The sequence below is a fragment of the Nocardia yunnanensis genome (assembly GCF_003626895.1).
Lineage (GTDB): Bacteria > Actinomycetota > Actinomycetes > Mycobacteriales > Mycobacteriaceae > Nocardia > Nocardia yunnanensis.
Map to the genome: position 1 here is coordinate 7,904,265 of NZ_CP032568.1, position 17,589 is coordinate 7,921,853.

Consider the following 17,589-nt stretch of genomic DNA (forward strand, 5'->3'; position numbering starts at 1 on the left):
TTCAAGTCGATCGCGTGGGCCTGGATCGCGAACGAGGCGTCATTCGTGCTGACGTTTGCGTTCCAGCTCGTCGTGGTGTTCTTCGTCGGCGCGGTGGCCTTCCTGCTGCGTCGATCTCGGCGGCGAAAAGCCAAGACCGCCATCCTGTTCCGTGCGCTGTCGGCCACCCTGGGTGAGTGTCCCGGCTGGTTGCATTGACTCCCGGTTTCGGTCGTGGGTCCTTCGCTTGATACCCCGATTATTAGGGCCCGGGACGTTCTATCGATTATGAAAAGGTGCATTTCACATCTGGGGGCGCGATTCGGCGGAGTGCGGGAGCGGCATCGAAAGGTATTGCATCATGCGGGTTCTCATGAGTGTGGCGGCTGGGGCGGGTATTGCGGCGGTTCTTGCCGACGGGGCCGGGCGGGGCGGTTGCCGAGCCGCTTCCGCTCACTGCCCCGGCGCCGATCGCCAGCGATGGGCCGGTGGTTCTGCCGCCGCAGATCTCGCAGCCAGCTACCGGTAGCGCGCAACCGGCGGGTAGTGGCGGTGGCAGCAATGGCTGCGGGATTACCGTGGTGTGCGGCATGGGCGCGTGGGCGATGTAGAGATCGATCGGGCGGCCGCCTTCTTGTCCGATCGTGTCCGAGAATGGGGGTTGGGTTCGACGTCCCTCATGTAGTGCACCGCGGTGCGGTCATCGGAAAGGAGCGGTCGTGAAGTACATGATTTTGAGTTATGCGTCGCAGCGGGATTACGACGGAATGGCTGGTGGGACGGAGGAGACGCCGGGGTGGGCGGCCGAAGATCTGGCAGCCATGACGGGGTTCATGGAAGCGTTCAACAAGGAGCTGGCTGACGCCGGGCAACTGGTGGAGACGCGCGCGCTCGCCGCGCCGGTGCACACGCGGCGGGTGGGCGCGGACAACGGGACCCCGTTCGTCACCGACGGGCCCTACGCCGAGACCCAGGAGGTGCTCGCCGGGTACTGGATCATCGAATGCGAAAGCTTCGATCACGCAACCGAGATCGCGGGGCGGTTGCAGAAGTGCCCGGCGCCGGCAGCGGCCGCGGCCAACGCCTATGCCGATATCCGGCCGATCATGGAAGGCGTGGAGGAACTGGGTTACTGAGGTGACTTCGGCGTTCGACACGGACCTGCGGCGGTTGACGCCGCAGGTCCTCGGCGCGCTGGTTCGGCGGTACGGCCACTTCGACACCGCGGAGGATGCAGTGCAGGAGGCGCTGCTCGCCGCGACCACCCAATGGCCCCGCGCTGGCGTCCCGGACGATCCGCGCGCCTGGCTGATCCGAGTCGCGAGTCGCAGGCTCACCGATCTGCTGCGCGCCGAGCAGGCCCGGCGCAAGCGCGAGGACACGGTCGCCCGTTGGGAACTACCGCCGCCATCCACCGACACACCGGCCACCGACGACACCCTCGTGTTGCTGTTCCTGTGCTGCCATCCCGCGTTGCCGCCCGTCTCGCAGGTCGCACTCACGCTGCGTGCGGTCGGGGGTTTGACCAGCGCGGAGATCGCACGCGCCTTCCTGGTGTCCGAGTCGGCGATGACGCGGCGCATCACCCGCGCCAAAGCCACCATCAAGGACAGCGGCCTCACCTTCTCCCCGCCCGCGCCCGCCGATCGCGCCGAACGGCTGGCCTCGGTGCTGCATGTGCTGTATCTGATCTTCACCGAGGGCTACGCGGCCACGGCCGGCCCGGATCTGCGTCGCGCGGACCTCTCAGCCGAGGCGATTCGCTTGGCGCGCATGCTGTATCGCCTGTTGCCCGGCGACAGTGAGGTCGCCGGGCTGCTGGCGTTGATGCTGCTGACCGACGCCCGGCGCGCGGCCCGCACCGCGCCCGACGGCACCCCGATCCCCATGGCCGACCAGGATCGCAGCCGCTGGGACGCCGACGCGATCGCCGAAGGCATCGCGCTGATCACCGCCGCCCTGCCGCGCGGCCCGGTCGGCCCGTATCAACTGCAGGCCGCCATCGCCGCCCTGCACGACGAGGCGCCGACCGCCGAGGCGACCGACTGGCCGCAGATCACCCTGCTGTACGAGCAGTTGATGGCCCGCTCCGACAATCCGGTCATCGCCATGAATCATGCTGTCGCCGTGGCCATGGCACGCGGCCCGCGGGCCGGCCTGGATCTGCTGGACAAGCTGACCGCCGACGACCGGCTCGCTCGCGACCACCGCCTGCATGCCGCCCGCGGGCATCTGCTGGAAATGCTCGGCGACCACGACGCCGCCAAATCGTCCTTCCAGACCGCGGCGGACCTGACGACCAATCTCGCCCTGCGCCGCTATCTCCGCACCCAGGCCGCGCGGGTCAGCGAACCGTAGGTCGCCGCGCGCAACACCCATTCGATCGGTCCGTAATGGTGACGCCGCAACCACCAGGCACTGATACGCAGTTGCGCGAGATAGGTCAGTACAGCGAGCAGCACGACGCCGGCGGGCGGAATGCAATCGGCCAGCGCGAGCCCGTATCCGGTGTAGAGCAGCATCATGATCACCGATTGGCCGATGTAATTCGACGCCGTCATACGCCCCGCCGGAGCGAGCAATGCCACCGGGCCCGCCCACCGGTACCTGGTCAGCCAGACGATGACAGCAGAATAACCAAGTGTCAGAAACGGATTGGCGAATTCCTGCACGCCATACCAGAACGCCGGCAACGCGGGATGCACCGTCTGCACGATTACAGTGAGGTGATCTCATCAACTTCGGTGTGTGCTTGAGGGATTCGGGCATTCGGGAGTTTCGGGACTTGCCCGGACACAGGCGTGGAGTCCCAGGTAGACCGGTTTTCTCCCACAGAATTCCGATGCCTGAAGGACTCCACGTGATCGCCTATCGTGCCATGCTCGACGTGTCCCGGGAGCTGGTCTGCCATGTTTCCCGGTTGCTGGCCGCCCAACGGCGAGCCCGGGGCACCCGCCGCGGTGCCCGGGCGCTGACACCGTTTCGGCAGGCGATGTTCGTGCTGGCCTGGTTCCGTAAACGCGAGGACATCGCGGTGCTGGGCGCAGGTTTCGGTATCAGCCGCTCGACCGCCTGCGGCTCCGACCGCGCGAACCGGACCCCGATCCGCGTCATCAACGAATCCAACTCGGCCACAACACGATCCAACACCACACAACAGATCTACCAGCACCAACTCACATAGGTGTCGTTGCAGTACTAAGCCACTGACAACCCGCCTGACTGCCTGTCCGCTGCAACGCGTCGGTCCTCGAGTCGTTTGCGGCGTGTCAGCCTGGGTCGGCGATTCGTGACATTCGGTCGGGCTCTTCCACATTGGTGAAGGTCATGACCTGCCGTTCGTCCCATTCCGTTGCCGCGATCGGCGACTTGCCGACGTCGAGTTCCTCCACGTCGGCAAACGTCATAGCGGCCACATCGGCGGGGTCCGGTGTGGATGCCTGCGGTTCCTTGTCTGTGCGAGGGGCCGCCGGTTCGCCGAGCAGCGCCGCTCGGATATCGGGAGGGAGATCGTCGAGGTTCATCCGGGATGCCCTTCTGACTTGACCATCGGGCCCGAATCCGTTGTCAGTTACTTGCGGGCCAGCCCGGGTACTGATCGAGCGTGGGCGCGGGTACATCGGACTCGGTGTGGTAGTCGCGGTTCCGCAATTCCGGCGGCACCGGATTGTCGGGACGGTTGGTGCAAACGTTCGGTTTCTCTGGGGAATCAGTTCCCGAGAGCGTCATCTTCGCGTCGATGATCTTCCATTCGCCGAACACGTTCGTGGTCGGATACCGTGCCGGACCCTCGCCTGCGGAGAGGCGGATCTGCTTTCCGGTCGGTGGCTGTTGCAGGGTGAGGCGGACCGTGCGACCCGTACCTGGATTTTGGGACGGGGATCCAGCATTCACGAAAGGATGGTAGCGATCATTGAAGGCGGCTGTGTCAGTCTTGGGATCCCCTGATGGCTCAGACTTTATGTCCAGTGCATCCACCCAGACGCACATCGTCGCTTGCCATTCGAGCGGATTGGCCTGTGCCGTCTGAGGCTGTGCGGATTCGTCCTTCTTCAATTCCAGCAGATGGGCATAGAAGGTTCCCACGGTTCGCGTACCAGGCGGTTCGAGACCAGACATCGACATCCCCACGATCTGCATGTCGTGAACAGGCGATTTTGGGACTGCACGGTCGTAGCCTGGATATGAGTATTTGTTCGGCGTAGGCCATACATCATTATTTTCACCGGTTCGATACGAGATGAATGCCGATTCTACATAAGCCCGGGCGATGATCGCCGCGTCTGATGTCAGGCCTACCCCGGACTCGGCAGACCAACGGAAGTTGAATCCAACCTGATCGGGGAGGCTGTATGTCGGCGAAGTATCGTTTGCGCAGGCGGCCAGCACTGCGAGGACGCTCGAGACGATCACCGTCGTCCGCGCCACTCGCTTGAATCGAAGAATTTTCATCGCGGGTGAAATCCTGACTCATCATGGCCGTCCTGCCATCCGGCATTGTACGGGAGGAGGCTGTCTTTGAACTTTGTCATCATATCCCCACCGAAATCGACCAGAGAGGTCTGACCATTCCTCCCGTCCATCGCCTTGATGGCATCAAAGGACATGAGCTTTCCGTTACCGTCGAAGTATTTGCCGATAACCGGATCTTTGGAATAGTCGGGATGATCATTTGTTATTGTCAATCCCTCAAGGATATTGTAGTACCTTTTCGGCGCGCTGCTGTCACCTTTGATGTCCACGTTCGGCTGAATGTCCGGAGCTGAACCGAACATCCATTCCTTCACCCCGGGAGTCCCCATCTTCGTACCCAGCTCGGTGAAATCGCTGACCGTGAAGCCAGCCCATTTTGCGTCGCTGAGACCAAGGAGTCGGGGAATATGTTTCCCTCCGAATGGGGCGAGATCCTTTACTGAGTCGAAGATGAGCTTCTGTTCCTCCAGTTGTTGCTTAGCATCTGCGATTCGGCCCTCAACCTCAAGTTTCGCGCCAGCCTGCGCGGCTCCATCGATTCTTCCCGCGAATTCCCCAAGCTTGTAAGGGTTTGCGTCGGCAGATCCGATCAGCTGGTTCATCTGAGTGACGCTCGCATACGCGGCTCGGTTGAAATCACGGGCGGCGTCCTTGTTGGAGTCGATGACGGCGAAGATGTCCTTGACATGCGCCTGGTCGATCGCGCCGAAACCGTGAGTGCCGAAGGTTCCTTCGTGAGTGCCGACCATGTCGGGGATATATGCCCCCAGCGTCGAGCCGAGGGCCTTGGTCATCTTGGGGTCCAGCATGCCGATCGACTGGTCGGTACCGCCGAGGTGCAACAGCTCGTTGCTGTGTGTGCTGACGTAGTTCGCCAGCGCCCACGACGCTTCCCCCGACTGCCGATTGACGGTCGGATCGGCTGAGGTCGCGTCGTGGCCGGCGGTCTCGATGACCTTGGCGATGCCGTCATCGTGGCCGTTCCAGCTGTGATTGAGCAGGTTCGCCACATGGGATTGGGCGTCGTAGTGCCCTTCGGTGACCGTGCAGTCCATGTTGGTGCCATAGAGCAGGTCGTGCACGGCGAGCCGGTCTCCGCCCGCCGCGGTGAGCAGCTTGTCGGCGACAGGGTTCGCGCTGTGACTGCTGCCGTCCGAGCTCACGACGATGGTGCCCTGGCCGAGTCCGGCTATCTCGGAGGCCTGTTTGAGTAGTCCGCGGTCCAGGTCGCTGCCTTGGGCGAGGGCCGGATTGCCGTCGCGGAGTATGTCGGCAAGGGTGTTGAAGTCCTTCTCGCGGGGGATTTCGATCAGCTTGCCGGCGAATTCGCTCTGGTTGTGCTTCTCGTCCCACCGGGCCGGGGCTTGGGTCAGCAGCGTCCGAACGGAGGTGGGAAGCAAGCTCATTCCGCCCGAGTAGACGGACTCGGGCGAGCCATCGTCGTCCCCGTCTCCTCTGGTTTTGATCTGCGGATTGGAGATCAACTGCATTGTCGACCAGAGCCCACAGCTCGTCCGGGACAAGGTGTTTCGACAACTCGTCGGCCACGGCCGAACATCATCCGACACAGCCAGCTTCGACACACCGAAAACGAACCACAGCGACGTGAGACACGATCTGAGGCCGTCTCACATGTTCGGCGCCCCGACCGGCTCGTTCAATGACACTTCATGCCTCATTGACTGAAGATCAACTTTCCGCCTCGTTCCATGCCAAACTTTCTTCATGGACAGGGCTGCCGAGGCCATCCTCCGCGAGGAAATCTTCCAGCACCTCAAAGAGTTGGTCGGGGACACCGTAGTTGTCACGCGCCAACAGCTGTGGGACTTCAACCTCAAGGGCGAGACCTACCACCTCATCGACCGCAACCGCGGCATCCGCAATCCAAAAGACATGCTGGCAACGCTGTCGATCCTGTCCGATCCGAAGAGCAAGTACCCCGATGAGGAAGTCGGTGGTTCCCTCTTCGCATACGCCTACCGAGAAGGGAGCGTCGACGGAGACAACAAGAAGCTACGCCGTGCACTCGAACTGGAACTTCCACTGATCCTCCTACGAAAGATCGCAGACGGAGTCTTCGTTCCAGTGCTTCCGGTCTATGTAGTTGCCGATGACAAGCCCAATCACCGCTTCCTGATCGCCTTGGACGAGAGCCTCCGATCCGTCGCAGATCCCATCAATCTCCAGCCGCTGGAGCGCGAGTACGCCCAACGAGTCACCAAACAGCGCCTACATCAGCCCGAGTTCCGCGGCCGAGTCCTCCGCGCCTACGAATGTCGCTGCGCCGTCTGCCATCTCAGGCACGCCAAGCTCCTCGACGCTGCCCACATCATCGCTGACGGCAAGCCAAACGGTACCCCGACCGTTAACAATGGTCTGAGTCTCTGCAAGATCCATCACGCCGCATATGACGAGAACTTCCTAGGCATCACGCCGGGATACGAGATCCGCATCAATCAGTCCCTTCTGGATGAAGTCGACGGGCCTATGCTGCGTTACGGCCTGCAGCAAATGCACGGTCGTCCGCTATCCACGCCGTCGCGGGCTCGAGACAAGCCTTCCGCCGAACGTTTGGCTGAGCGATTTGCCGAGTTCCAGGCGTTCAGCTGAACGATGACCGCCGATCCAGCCCTGACGACCCGGATCCGACATCGGCGCTATACGTACAACAGGACCGACGGCAGGATGTCGATCACAGCCTTCATCTCCAGGTCAGACAGCCTGTCGGCATTCCGGATAAACGTCTCGACGCGTTCCACTTCCGCTGGGTCCGTGCTGTCAACCACGGCGTCGGTAACCCAGTCCTTCAAGGAAAGCCCGAGGGTCGATGCGGGTGTGGGTTTCCGAAGCTTCTCGCCCAAGGTTTTCGGTGCGCCTAGGAGGATGGCGGCGGTGACTGCGAGAGCAGCCGTGTCCACGGCTTGCCCGTCGGAGAACCGAGCTCGAACCACGGTATAGACGTTGCCGAAGCGTTTGGCTCGGCGTGGAGTTATTGCGACGAGGGGAGCGACCAAGTCCAGCGTGGCCAACTCATCGGCTGAGAGAATCAATGCTTCAGACAATTGCTCAGTTGTCGGCAGATCAGCGGCTTCAGCGTCTTTTTCCGGAAGGTCAGCTTCGGTTTCATCATCCGTTGCCTCAGGCTGGCTTGAAGCTGCCGGCCCGTGGTTCGCGGCCATCGCGGCGTGGAGCAGTGCCTTACATCCGTCCGGCGTTATTGGCGGAAGGGTGTACGAGAGCTGGAAGATCTTTTCGAGATAGTTCGCCGTAGTTGGCGCATCCACTGAGGTGATCTCATCAACTTCGGTGTGTGCTTGAGGGATTCGGGCATTCGGGAGTTTCGGGACTTGCCCGGTCATGGGCGTGGAGTCCCAGGTAGACCGGTTTTCTCCCACAGAATTCCGATGCCTGAAGGACTCCACGTGATCGCCTATCGTGCCATGCTCGACGTGTCCCGGGAGCTGGTCTGCCATGTTTCGCGGTTGCTGGCCGCCCAACGGCGAGCCCGCGGCACCCGCCGCGGTGCCCGGGCGCTGACACCGTTTCGGCAGGCGATGTTCGTGCTGGCCTGGTTCCGTAAACGCGAGGACATCGCGGTGCTGGGCGCAGGTTTCGGTATCAGCCGCTCGACCGCCTGCGCCGGGATCGGGGTGCATACCCCGGTCAAGAATTCCGCCGACGGCCGCGACCTCGATATCGACACTCGCACCCGCAACAGATTGCTACGCGGGCTGCGTTGCCTGGCCGAACGCGGTTTCGCCCTGCTCACCGGACGCTGGCGCGCCCTGCACCACTTCACCACCAGCCCCGAGAAAATCGGCGACATCGTCAAAGCCGCACTCGTCCTCACCCATTTCGAACACGGCCGACACCAATGAAAGTCGCTGAGATCACCTCACTGAACCCGATCTCAGTGGACGGCTCCGTAGAACGTCCCACCGATTCTGAGTTCAAAATTTTGGACCAGCTCGCCCAGAAGCTTAACCCAGACTCCAAGGGAGTCATCAACCTGTATACCGAACGCGAACCGTGTCCTGCATGCGATAATGTAATTAAGCAGTTTCAGGACAAGTTCCCTGGCGTGAAAGTGAACGTGACCAATGGCTGATCCAACGAGTTTGCAGGCAATGGATTCGCTCCGCCACGATCTACTGGCTTCCGGTATCGCAACATCTCCTAGTGAGATCATCGGATGTTCGGACAGCGAAATAGACCAAGTCGTCTCCACTGCCGACGGCTTCCCAATTCCTGACGCATATATAGCATTTCTGAAAGCATTTGGAAGGAAAGCTGGAAACCTGTTCAGAGGGACCGACCTATTCTTCCCGGGATTGCTCGATGCAAAGGATTCCGCCGTCGATATTGCGAGCGGACCGGACGAAACGCTAACCCTAGATAATCGATTCTTTTTCGGACACCACCAAGGATACAAAGTCTACTTCTTTGAGGCGGGATCTGAAGCCGTATTCGGGTACCAAGAGGGTCACCCCCACGACCAAAGGCTCGCTAACTCATTGGCCGATTGGCTGCGTCACGCTCTCACTGTTCAAAAAGAACTCGCGGGCAAGAACTAAAGTCGGCGCTGACACTCGCAAAATCAGCTTCATCTTACTATTAGAGGACAACAAGATGAGTATCGATCCGGACGAGGCGGCTACGCGCCGCGACCGAATTCAGAGCGCAATCTCCCAAGTTCGGGGTCGCGCTGAAACGTCCGGCGGCGCGGTGATTATCGAATCCGATATGCACGGAAAGATCATCGATCTTCAAATCTCACAATCAGCGATGTCCGTCGATCCGGCTAGGCTGTCGAGGGCGATCATGCAGTGTCATGAAGTTGCAACAGAACGAGCAGAATCAGCGGCGCGCCAATTATTTGAAGAATTGCGAGATTCGAAGGATCTACCACCCCAAACAGCCCGCTCGAATAACTCGCAGGAGTGGGAACAGCAGCCCTCCTCTCTCCGCATCACGCATTCAGTATGACCTCCGGTGTGCCGCAGGCTGACACCAGCCACGAAAATTCCAAATAGGTCACTTGACCTCGGCCCTGAACTCCGTGCCACAGCTGCCGCAGTAGATCGGTGCTGTCTTCAACACGCTCTTGGAAACCCGGATCTTGCGGCCACAGTCGCATTCAGCCGCCAACCCGTTGTTGTTGGACTTGCGCCCGCCCTTCCGGTTCGGTTCACGCCGACGATAGGCCACCAATGCGAACGTCAGATCCTCCAGCTCGTCTCGATAGAGTTCGCGGGTCTGATCCGGCACTGAGCCTTTTTCATCCTCGATCGGCTTCGAGTTCGCGGATTTGGAGGGCGTGAATCGCTTTGGCGAGCTGTCCGGCCTTGTGCGGGCAGCAACGTAGCTTCCGTAGCACTTTCCAGCTCTTGAGCTGCCTCGATTTTTCGCCGGGCCGGCGGCCCGGCGTGATCGGGTTCGGATTGGTCTTCGACCGCTGATCAGCAGCCGGTGGGCAACACAGGATAGCCCGGTCAGCGGGTAGCTGCCGGGTTCCACTGGCCCGGTTGGGAAGTCCTTTCGATGCTTGTAGGGGTGGTTTGTGCTGGTCAGCCTGGCTGCAGGCGGTCCAGGGCGGTCAGTAGCAGGCTGGTGCCGCGGTGATGCCGCGATAGCCGCAGGTGGACGCGGCGGGCGTGGTGGGCGAGCCGGGCGGGGATCGAGAACAGTTGCAGGCGTAGTGTTTTCGGTTCCCAGCGGCGGGCAGGGTGGTCGTGCAGGCCGATCGTCTGTAGCCAGGCGGTCAGGTCGAGGGCGAGCGCGACGATCGCGACCCAGATCCGGTTCGCGTCAAAGGATTTGAACGGCAGGTTCGCCAGCCCGGTGGCTTTCGCGGCGCGGATGCGGTCCTCGCAGCGAGCTCGGCGGCGGTGCCGCAATTCTAGATCGGGGAGTTGGCCGCGGCGGGTGTTGGTGACGAACGCGGTCAGCCGCAGGCCGTCGACGTCGGTGAACCGCAGCTGAGCGCCGGGGTGCGGGCGTTCTTTGCGCACGATGAGCCGCATGTCGGCGGGCCAGCCGTCGAGGTCGAGCATGCCGGTGACCTCGGCGACCCAGGCGCCCTCGCGGACCTCGCCGTCGGCATCGTAGGCCGGTGTCCAGACTGCGGCCGGGATCTGGTTGACCGCGTCGACGATGGTGTCGGTGAGGGTGAAACCCAGCGAGTACTGAAGCTTGCGTGCGGTGCAGTAGTCGACGAACTCGTGGGTTCCGCCACCGGAGTCGGTGCGCACCAAGACTTTCCGGCCGACCCGATAGCCGGGATGCCACGGTAGTTGCCGCAGCGCGGTCGCCAGGGCCTTCTTGTGGTCGACGGCGGTGTTGGCGCCGGCATTACCCGGCCGCAGCAGCTCGGCGACCGGTTCACCGGTGCCACTGTGGCCGTGATCGACGAAGGCCAGCAGTGGGTGGAAGCCGAATCCCTTCTTGTATGTCGGTGCAGCACACTGTTTTTCGGAGTGAGAGTCGAGCAGGGTGGCATCCAGATCGATGATCAGCGGGTGTTCGGCGGTGATCGTGTGATCCGGTGCCCGCTCGCCGGCGGCCCGCCAGGCCGCCGCTCTCGCGGCGGCGCGGGCGGAGGCGATGGCGGCCAACGCTTTCGGTGCGTCGGCGGCCAGGGTGGTGATCAGCCGGAAGGCGGTCGGGTCCGACGCGACGTGCCCGAACACGCCCGGTTCGCCACGCAACAGTGCCAGATCGGCGGCGCAGTCGCCGCCGATCGCGACCGTCACCGCCAGATCCAGCAGGACCTTCCCCGGATCATGCACCGACAACGGTTTCCGCCACGGGGCCATGACCTGCGACAACGCCCGATCAAGACCAACCTTCACCGACGTAGCCAGCAACGCCACGGCCCCGGCCTGAGCCACCACACCCGAACCGTCCCCGCCAACTTTCAGCGACGGGTACCACGACATAGAATCCTTCACCAGAAGGGTGCTCCTCGGACTGCAATATTCGATCTTCAGCAAATCGAACTATCGCAGCTCAGAGCACCTTTCGCCATTCCAGGACACCATCAGCGCAGATCAGCATGACCGGTCGAGGCTAGGCGTTGCGGCGAGTCAGCCTGTGCCCCTGGCGTATCGGTGCCATCGTCGCGGCTGCTCTGGTGTTGCTGCACCACGAATACCGCCGAACCACCTGACCACGACACGCCGCTACCCGGAAAGGCTCAGTGTCACATACCCGACGGCAGATATTACTTCCACGTCATCGACCACGAACTCAACGCGGGCATCGAAGAATTTATATCGGAGTTCAGTCTCCGATATCGTAGCCGGTTCTATTCGACCGGCAGATTCCCATGTCCTCCAGAACGATGATGTCGACTCAGGGATGGAGAAGGAAATACGGATCACAACCCCTCCTCAGGCAGCCATTTAGATCGGGTGGGCCGTGACAAGCTTTCCAGCCTTATCTACCACAGCCCTAATTGCAGTGAGGGCTTTGCTTCCATTCGCAGGCCCCGATTTTCCAATCTCCTCGCCAAAATCCCATTCGAATACGCGAGTATCTCGCGTTTGCCCATCTTCACCAGGCGTATTCTTCCTCTCGTTATTCCTGTCGATCGTTTTGGCAATTCTATCCTTAATCTGCTTTTCTGTTCCTTCGAAGATTCCAGCCTCAGGGGTGACATCCTTGCCACCCTCCATATGACGGTCCTTGACGTGCTGGAAATCTCCCCCAGCGACCGCCGTCTTACCATCGACCTTATCGTGGGCCGGAGCGCTATCGGCGCCGAGAATCATGAGGCCGCCGAGAATTGCAAGACCGCCGATCACCACCGGCGCCGCCGCGGCGCCCAATGCCGCTAGAGCTGCGGCGTCGAGGACATCGTCTGCCGTCACGGCTTCGGTTCCTGCGAGATCCAGATGGTTGACTGGGTCAGCGAAGACGTAGTCGTAGTCGTTGGCTGACCCCCCTGGCACCGGATCAGGCTGCAAGAATCGGCCGAGGATCGGTAGGAAAGTGCGAGCACCCATCTCGATGGCTTGAACGCCGGCGAGGTGTTCGATTGGACGCTCGTACTGGCCGAGGGACCCGAAATCCATGCCGCCCTGAGCGGTGGCTGAGATCGGGATATCGGCAAACGCCCCTGTTCCTGGGTCGATGTCCTGGCCGTACGGGTCGTACAGGTATATCTGCGCAGAACGCGCGGCGCTACCGTCAGCGGTGAAAAGGATATCGCCATGCAGGTTCGGGTACGACCAAGTCGTTGGGTGCTGAGGTGTCGTTCCACCAGGCAGGGTGAACCCACCTCCGGAGGTCGACTGTCCGTAGTTGACTGTCAGCGTCACCCCGCCAGGCAGCGTCAGGATCCGTTGCACCATCGCGCCGTTAGCGTCGAGAATGACGTCGGCGCTGTCGGAGGAAGAGGCATACCCGTAATGAGTAGTGGTGTTGTTCGCCTGCTGAGTCGCCCCGGTCACGCTTCGGGTGACCAATCGGTTGGCCGGATCGTACACATAGGAGATCTGTGTTCCGGCAGCGGTTTTGGTGGAAACGTGCCGGTTTGCTGCATCGTAACCGAGTTGGTCGCCGCCGACCTGCGTCGCCTCGCCGTGAGAATCGTAGGTCAATGACAATGCCCTGCGTGTCAGGCTGAGTTGAGACCGCCACTTCACAGCAACTCGACCTGACGCGGGGCGAGAGACGGACCGATTTCTGTTGAGAACTTCCACCACCACATCGATCACGGACAATGGTCGGATGGACGGAATTTTTCAAGCCGTATGAGACCAGTCGGTGTTAAGCGGCTGTGGTGGAGGGCTCCTCGCTGGTGGTGGGGTTGTGGGTCGGTGGGTTGATCCAGACGGTGTCGGGTAGGTCGAGGATCTTCGGGGCCGCGGTGGTGGTGAATCGGTGGGGGTGGCGTTCGCGGGCCGCGGCCAGCACGTCGCGGCGGTCGGCGGCTTTGGTCGCGGCCAAACCGAAGTGAACGTCGGCGGGGGTGTGCAGTCCGAGGCCGGTGTGGCGATGTTCGTGGTTGTACCACTGTTCGAACTCGGCCATGAATTGCCTTGCCTCCCAGAGTGACCCGAATCGTTCGGGAAACTCCGGACCGTATTTCAAGGTTTTGAACAGGCTTTCGCTGAACGGGTTGTCGTTGGAAACTCGTGGCCTCGAGTGCGAGCGGGTCACCTCGAGGTCGGCGAGCAACGCGGCCACGGTTTTGCTGGTCATCGAGGTGCCCCGGTCGGCGTGCACGACCTGCGGGATGCCGTGGACGGCGAAGATCTGCAGCATCAGTTCCTTTGCCAGCAGCCCGGATTCGTGGGTGTGGACGTGGACGCCGACGATGTAGCGGGAGTAGATGTCGATCATCACGTAGGCGTCGTAATAGGTGCCCTTCACCGGGCCCGCGAGCTTGGTGATGTCCCACGAATACACCTGTCGGGGCGCGGTCGCGAGGAGTTCCGGGCAGGCTTTCGCGGGATGACGCGCCAGCCGCCGACGCTCTTTGACCTGCCGGTTTTCTGCCAGGACTCGATACATCGTGGACACCGAACACAGGTAGATGCCCTGGTCGAGCAGTTGAGCGTAGACCTGCAAGGGTGCCAGGTCGACGAACTCGTCGCTGTTGAGCACCTCGAGGATCCGCCGACGTTCGAGGTCGGTGAGCTTGTTGGCCGGCTCGACCGGCGACGCCGACACGGCTCCCACCGGTGCCGCTGCGGCCGCACGGCGGCGGAACGCGGTGGCTCGCACGAGTCCGGTCAGATCGCTTGCCCGCCTGGTGGTTACACCGGAATCAGCGAGGGTGGCGTAGGTGTTGCTCAACGTTTGTTCGGTCGCTGTTCGTGCTCCGCGCTCTCGGAGATCGTCTGCAAGAGCGCGTGTGCTTTTCCCATGATGTCGAGGGCGGCCTCGGTGGTCGTCAGGCGCTTGTTCAACCGGTCGTTCTCGCGGCGCAGCCGGGCGATCTCGGCCTGCTCCGGGGTGAGTTTTCCGACCTTCTCACCGGGCGATTTGCCTTGCAGCACACCGGCGTCGCGTTGTTTGCGCCATTCCACGATCGACGAGGAATACAGGCCCACGCTGCGCAGATATGCCCCGCCGCCGGTCCCGTCCTGGCATGCCCGGTCGTAAGCGGCCAGGTGCGCGAGCTTCTGGGCCGGGGTGAAACTGCGGCGCTTGCCGCCACCGGCGCGCGGCTGGGTCGAATCCATCCGACCATTGTCCGTGATCGATGTGGTGGTGGAAGTTCTCAACAGAAATCGGTCCGTCTCTCGCCCCGCGTCAGGTCGAGTTGCTGTGAAGTGGCGGTCTCAACTCAGCCTGACACGCAGGGGACGCTGGCGCGCCCTGCGCCACTTCACCACCAGCCCCGAGAAAATCGGCGACATCGTCAAAGCCGCACTCGTACTCACCCATTTCGAACACGGCCGACACCAATGAAAGTCGCTGAGATCACCTCAATCATCTCGGAGTCGAACCGAAACACCGAGTTGTACAGGTGCGTGGTGTGAAGCCCGACAGTGCAGCCAGGGGTTTCTGCAAGCGGTCCCAGCATGGACAACGCGTTGCGTATCCGACCGGGCAGGGTGCCGCCCATTTGCTCCAGCGCGTCCCTTTCCATGACGTGAGGGCAGTCGGGATCGGCGAACCCAAGCCTTACTACAGCACCCGCCTTGCACTTGCCTGCGATCAATTCGGAAGCGTTCGGCAGCAACTCGAACACGAACGGGTATGCGTACCCGATGATGTCGATTCGTTCAGTCGCCTTGTGAATCAGCGACACCCAGAGATCGTTCGGTATGTCTGCACGGTGCGCGTAAGCACCCAATACCTCCGCGGTCGCTGGTGATCCTGCCTGAATGTCCGGCCGAGCAGATGGCCACAGCGACTCCTCGGTCTCGCCGAGCGCCAAGGCAACCTCTAGGCGGGTGCGCCGATGCGGCACCCGTCCCGCGAGCCAACGGTTCACGGTTTTTACGTCCACCTTGACCGCTGTAGCCAGCCGGGCTGAGTCGAACCCTGCTCGGAGCATCGCGGACTCCAGACGCTGAGTCATAACAGAACCCTACGGGGCATTTCGAGGACACACAGGACGTTTGAAGTGTCTCGGGAAGCGTCCTTGACATAGTTCTGGCGTCCCTGGGCTGCCCCTACCTTCAGGCATGGCGCTTGGGACCGGCGCAGTCGTCTCGGTCCCGAGTTGCCTCACCAGCGACCGAGAGGGGCAGTCGTGACCGAGCCGGACCAAGCGGAGGCCACGCCACGCACTCGGCTGTTCCAGTTCCCTGGTGGCGTACTGGAGCTTCAGAGCACCGGAGATGAAGCAGAGGACTACTCCGGTTTCTATCTCGAGATTCACGGACACATCGCACTCGACGGACATGAGAACCAAGGGGCTGTAATGCGTTGGAGGCCAACGTGTATCGGGTATCAGCGAGCCGACGTGTCCGGAGCGGCGCTGTTATGGGACCAGAGTCAAATCCGCAAGCTCGCAACACGTCTCGGTTATGACTTCGCCGACATGGTGGTTTATGACCCCAAGTTCGGGCGGCCACCGTTGGCCCGGCTCCGGGCACAGGCAACCCGCCTGGATGCGGAGGCCGTAATCGTGCCGAGCCCTGAGCACTTCGCGGGCGGAGAGATTCCCGGAACGCTGGTGCAGCAACTCGACGTGATCACCGTAACGCCCGAAGAGACGTACGCCCGGCGCGGAATGCCACCGCTTCGGGACCTGCCACCCGCGCGAGCGGATGGCGCTTAGATCGTGTCTCACGTCGCTGTGGTTCGTTTTCGGTGTGTCGAAGCTGGCTGTGTCGGATGATGTTCGGCCGTGGCCGACGAGTTGTCGAAACACCTTGTCCCGGACGAGCTGTGGGCTCTGGTCGAATGAGTTTCCTGAGTCAACCCCTATGCGGCGATTGGCTGTTTTTCGGGCTCGTGCCGGGTGGGGTTGTAGGCGATTTTGGTGCGCCAGCAGGCCCAGATGATGCGCATCCAGGCGCGGCCGAGGGTGCGCAGAGCGTGGGGGTGGCGCTGGCCGCGTGCCCGGGCCGCCGCGTAGCGTTGCCTGGCCCAACTGTTGCCCCGGCGGCTGTTGTCGAACCATATGTGCAGGGCCTGGCGGGCGCGGCGGTTGGTAGCGTGCCGGAACGCGACGGTTCGGGATTTGCCCGAGGCGCGGGTGACTGGAGCGACGCCGGTCTCGGCGGCCAGTTGCTCGAAGGTGTTGACACGCTCCAGGATCGGGCCGACCTCGCCGATGATCTGGGCCAGGTTCAGCGTGCCGATGCGGGGCAAATCGATCAGCAGCCGCGCGTAGGGGTGCGCGGCGACCGCGTCGGCGATAACAGCGTCGAGGGCGTCGATGCTGGCTTGCAGGGCCCGCACGATCGCGACTTGGGCGCGGACCAACTGTGCCACGACGGGTTCGCCGAATCGGCTGGCCGTGATCGGGGCCGCGCGCAGGCGAGTGAGCAGTTCGGAGCCGGTGCGGCGACCGCTGTAGCTGCGGCGTTTGCAGAACGTCTCGATCCGGGCCGCGGTGAGCCTGGCCGCGGTCTGCGGGGTCGGGTAGCGGTCCAGGAAATCCAACGCGATCGGCGAATGCAGGTGCGCGAAGATGGTTTTTCCGCCGGGCCAGTGCTGGTCCAGCAATGCGGCGAGCTGGTTGACCGCCGCGATCCGCAAGCCCAGGTGGTCGTCACGCTGGCGAGTCAGAGCCTGCAGCTCGAGGGTTTCGGGCAGCGTGGGCGCCAGCCGGGGCAGGCGGTGGATATCGGTGCGGGCGTAGTCGGCCAGCTTGAACGAATCACCCGGGTCGTTCTTGGCGCGCGCCGCACCCCAACGTGGGCGGGCGGCATGAAAGGCGTTGGGGTGCACCGGAATCACCGGGTGACCGGCGGCCAGCAGCCGGTCCACGACCAGGCCCCGGTTGGTCTCGATCGCCACCGGCAGCTCGCCGGGGTCACCATGGCAGGCCAGCTTCGCCAGCGCCCGAGCGATGCCTTCTTCGGTGTGAGGCAGCGCGAGCCGATCGATCCGGCCGCCGGCGGGGTCGATCACGGTCACATCGTGGGCGGTGTTTCCCCAGTCCCAGCCGACGAACAACGGTGGTCTCCTTCGAGGTCGATTCGTCACCTCGCCGGAAACGAGGGC

At 62.5% G+C, this 17,589-nt stretch carries 21 protein-coding genes and 2 pseudogenes; 11 read left to right on the forward strand and 12 right to left on the reverse strand.

The window, feature by feature from the left end; genetic code table 11:
* Positions 1 to 45: 45 nt before the first annotated feature.
* The 3 genes from D7D52_RS37320 to D7D52_RS37330 all read left to right on the forward strand — a co-directional run bounded on the left by D7D52_RS37320 (position 46) and on the right by D7D52_RS37330 (position 2,337).
* Positions 46 to 198: a hypothetical protein gene (locus D7D52_RS37320; RefSeq protein ID WP_162958867.1), complete on the forward strand. Its 153-nt coding sequence runs from the start codon at positions 46 to 48 to the stop codon at positions 196 to 198.
* Positions 199 to 707: 509 nt separating this feature from the next.
* Entirely contained in the window at positions 708 to 1,115 is a 408-nt protein-coding gene (locus D7D52_RS37325) for a YciI family protein (RefSeq protein ID WP_120744746.1), read from the forward strand.
* 1 nt (position 1,116) lies between these two features.
* Entirely contained in the window at positions 1,117 to 2,337 is a 1,221-nt protein-coding gene (locus D7D52_RS37330) for an RNA polymerase sigma factor (protein WP_246023554.1), read from the forward strand.
* Here D7D52_RS37330 and D7D52_RS37335 read toward each other — a convergent pair.
* Positions 2,298 to 2,693, reverse strand: a complete 396-nt coding sequence (locus tag D7D52_RS37335; protein WP_246023555.1) for a DUF418 domain-containing protein — start codon at positions 2,691 to 2,693, stop codon at positions 2,298 to 2,300. The two genes, D7D52_RS37330 and D7D52_RS37335, sit on opposite strands and share 40 nt — an antisense overlap.
* A 146-nt stretch (positions 2,694 to 2,839) precedes the next feature.
* On the opposite strand from D7D52_RS37335, the gene D7D52_RS40545 reads away from it, so the two are divergent.
* Positions 2,840 to 3,163: a helix-turn-helix domain-containing protein gene (locus D7D52_RS40545; protein ID WP_187703084.1), complete on the forward strand. Its 324-nt coding sequence runs from the start codon at positions 2,840 to 2,842 to the stop codon at positions 3,161 to 3,163.
* A gap of 85 nt (positions 3,164 to 3,248) precedes the next feature.
* Here the strand turns inward: D7D52_RS40545 and D7D52_RS37345 are convergent, their stop codons facing one another.
* Genes D7D52_RS37345 through D7D52_RS37355 form a run of 3 tightly spaced genes read right to left on the reverse strand, consistent with a single transcriptional unit; the run spans position 3,249 to position 5,942 of the window.
* Positions 3,249 to 3,503, reverse strand: coding sequence for a hypothetical protein (locus D7D52_RS37345; protein WP_120743633.1), 255 nt, complete (start codon positions 3,501 to 3,503; stop codon positions 3,249 to 3,251).
* Between the two features lie 43 nt (positions 3,504 to 3,546).
* On the reverse strand, positions 3,547 to 4,431 hold the full coding sequence (locus D7D52_RS38465) for a hypothetical protein (RefSeq protein WP_162958869.1): 885 nt from the start codon (positions 4,429 to 4,431) through the stop codon (positions 3,547 to 3,549).
* Positions 4,428 to 5,942 carry a TPR repeat domain-containing protein gene (locus D7D52_RS37355; RefSeq protein WP_120743635.1) on the reverse strand — a complete coding sequence of 505 codons (1,515 nt, stop codon included), beginning with the start codon at positions 5,940 to 5,942 and terminating at the stop codon, positions 4,428 to 4,430. Before D7D52_RS37355 ends, D7D52_RS38465 begins: the two co-directional genes overlap by 4 nt.
* A 235-nt stretch (positions 5,943 to 6,177) precedes the next feature.
* On the opposite strand from D7D52_RS37355, the gene D7D52_RS37360 reads away from it, so the two are divergent.
* Complete coding sequence (locus D7D52_RS37360; RefSeq protein ID WP_120743636.1) at positions 6,178 to 7,062, forward strand: HNH endonuclease; 885 nt, start codon at positions 6,178 to 6,180, stop codon at positions 7,060 to 7,062.
* Positions 7,063 to 7,109: 47 nt separating this feature from the next.
* Here the strand turns inward: D7D52_RS37360 and D7D52_RS37365 are convergent, their stop codons facing one another.
* Entirely contained in the window at positions 7,110 to 7,811 is a 702-nt protein-coding gene (locus tag D7D52_RS37365; protein ID WP_162958870.1) for a P-loop NTPase fold protein, read from the reverse strand.
* A 63-nt stretch (positions 7,812 to 7,874) separates the two neighbouring features.
* Here D7D52_RS37365 and D7D52_RS37370 point away from each other — a divergent pair, with 63 nt between their 5' ends.
* The 4 genes from D7D52_RS37370 to D7D52_RS37380 are packed head-to-tail and all read left to right on the forward strand — an operon-like array spanning position 7,875 to position 9,438.
* On the forward strand, positions 7,875 to 8,330 hold the full coding sequence (locus D7D52_RS37370) for a transposase family protein (RefSeq protein ID WP_425464596.1): 456 nt from the start codon (positions 7,875 to 7,877) through the stop codon (positions 8,328 to 8,330).
* Positions 8,327 to 8,560 (forward strand): deaminase domain-containing protein, encoded by a 234-nt coding sequence (locus tag D7D52_RS40550; protein WP_120743638.1) that lies wholly within the window; start codon positions 8,327 to 8,329, stop codon positions 8,558 to 8,560. Before D7D52_RS37370 ends, D7D52_RS40550 begins: the two co-directional genes overlap by 4 nt.
* Complete coding sequence (locus D7D52_RS38470) at positions 8,553 to 9,026, forward strand: SMI1/KNR4 family protein (protein ID WP_162958871.1); 474 nt, start codon at positions 8,553 to 8,555, stop codon at positions 9,024 to 9,026. The genes D7D52_RS40550 and D7D52_RS38470 overlap by 8 nt, the downstream gene beginning before the upstream one ends.
* Positions 9,027 to 9,081: 55 nt before the next feature.
* Entirely contained in the window at positions 9,082 to 9,438 is a 357-nt protein-coding gene (locus D7D52_RS37380; RefSeq protein ID WP_162958872.1) for a YbaB/EbfC family nucleoid-associated protein, read from the forward strand.
* Positions 9,439 to 9,486: 48 nt separating this feature from the next.
* On the opposite strand, the gene D7D52_RS37385 is transcribed toward D7D52_RS37380, so the two are convergent.
* From D7D52_RS37385 to D7D52_RS37390, 3 genes and pseudogenes are all read right to left on the reverse strand, one after another.
* Positions 9,487 to 9,720, reverse strand: a complete 234-nt coding sequence (locus D7D52_RS37385; protein ID WP_120743640.1) for a hypothetical protein — start codon at positions 9,718 to 9,720, stop codon at positions 9,487 to 9,489.
* Positions 9,721 to 9,730: 10 nt separating this feature from the next.
* Positions 9,731 to 9,871 (reverse strand): annotated as a pseudogene (locus D7D52_RS39745) (IS5/IS1182 family transposase); the annotation flags it as partial.
* A 148-nt stretch (positions 9,872 to 10,019) separates the two neighbouring features.
* A complete protein-coding gene (locus tag D7D52_RS37390; RefSeq protein ID WP_425464597.1) occupies positions 10,020 to 11,402 on the reverse strand; it encodes an IS1380 family transposase in 1,383 nt (460 codons plus the stop codon).
* A gap of 125 nt (positions 11,403 to 11,527) precedes the next feature.
* On the opposite strand from D7D52_RS37390, the pseudogene D7D52_RS37395 reads away from it, so the two are divergent.
* Positions 11,528 to 11,620: pseudogene (locus D7D52_RS37395) on the forward strand (IS5/IS1182 family transposase); the annotation flags it as partial.
* Between the two features lie 235 nt (positions 11,621 to 11,855).
* Here D7D52_RS37395 and D7D52_RS37400 read toward each other — a convergent pair.
* The 3 genes from D7D52_RS37400 to D7D52_RS37410 form a co-directional block, all read right to left on the reverse strand.
* Positions 11,856 to 13,055 (reverse strand): RHS repeat-associated core domain-containing protein, encoded by a 1,200-nt coding sequence (locus D7D52_RS37400; RefSeq protein ID WP_162958873.1) that lies wholly within the window; start codon positions 13,053 to 13,055, stop codon positions 11,856 to 11,858.
* Between the two features lie 169 nt (positions 13,056 to 13,224).
* Positions 13,225 to 14,645, reverse strand: a protein-coding gene (locus tag D7D52_RS37405) for an IS3 family transposase (RefSeq protein WP_425464598.1) whose coding sequence is annotated in 2 segments (ribosomal slippage) — positions 13,225 to 14,285 and positions 14,285 to 14,645 — 1,422 coding nt in all. Because the reading frame shifts where the segments join, the coding sequence is not laid out codon by codon here.
* A 197-nt stretch (positions 14,646 to 14,842) separates the two neighbouring features.
* Positions 14,843 to 15,490 (reverse strand): XRE family transcriptional regulator, encoded by a 648-nt coding sequence (locus D7D52_RS37410; RefSeq protein WP_120743642.1) that lies wholly within the window; start codon positions 15,488 to 15,490, stop codon positions 14,843 to 14,845.
* 174 nt (positions 15,491 to 15,664) lie between these two features.
* On the opposite strand from D7D52_RS37410, the gene D7D52_RS37415 reads away from it, so the two are divergent.
* A complete protein-coding gene (locus tag D7D52_RS37415; RefSeq protein ID WP_246023556.1) occupies positions 15,665 to 16,195 on the forward strand; it encodes a hypothetical protein in 531 nt (176 codons plus the stop codon).
* 146 nt (positions 16,196 to 16,341) lie between these two features.
* Here D7D52_RS37415 and D7D52_RS37420 read toward each other — a convergent pair whose 3' ends face one another.
* Positions 16,342 to 17,541 carry an IS110 family RNA-guided transposase gene (locus D7D52_RS37420; protein ID WP_120743643.1) on the reverse strand — a complete coding sequence of 400 codons (1,200 nt, stop codon included), beginning with the start codon at positions 17,539 to 17,541 and terminating at the stop codon, positions 16,342 to 16,344.
* Between the last annotated feature and the right edge of the window lie 48 nt (positions 17,542 to 17,589).